Annotated in this window: 1 protein-coding gene; it reads right to left on the reverse strand. The window is 52.7% G+C overall.

The window, feature by feature from the left end:
* A partial coding sequence (locus H5118_RS20415; RefSeq protein ID WP_182749999.1) for an Ig-like domain-containing protein occupies positions 1–503 on the reverse strand: 503 nt, incomplete at both ends.

Genomic DNA, 503 nt, shown 5'->3' on the forward strand with positions numbered 1-503 from the left:
GGTGCAGTGGTATCTATTTCACCTGCGCCTGTTGCGGTGGTGTCGTTGCCTGCGGTATCTTCAACACTCGCGCTTACGGTGTATGTACCTTCTGCAAGTGCTACCGGTACAGGGATTGACCACGTGCCATTGGCTAGTACGGTGGCGCTCATGGTTTGCGCTGCGCCGCTGCTGTCGGTGACAACAATCGTTACTTCACTGCCTTGCGGTGCATCGCTGGTACCTGCAATCGTTGGCGTGGTGTCGTTGCTTACACCGTTGTCGGTAATAACAAGGCTCGGACCAGTAAGGTCTATCTGACCTGTCTCTGTGGCGCTGCCGATATTACCTAGGCCATCATTTACCTCTGCGGTGACAGTATATTCGCCTTCGGCTAAGTCAGTTGGTGCATCGACACTCCATACTCCACCCGTTACGGTCGTATCAACAGTCGTAATATTCCCTGCACTGTCTTCAAACGTTAAGCTAATGGTGGTGTTATCTGCCGCATCGCTTGTACCATT

Origin of the sequence: Pseudoalteromonas sp. SR41-1, assembly GCF_014164015.1 — a bacterium.
Taxonomy (GTDB): domain Bacteria; phylum Pseudomonadota; class Gammaproteobacteria; order Enterobacterales; family Alteromonadaceae; genus Pseudoalteromonas; species Pseudoalteromonas distincta.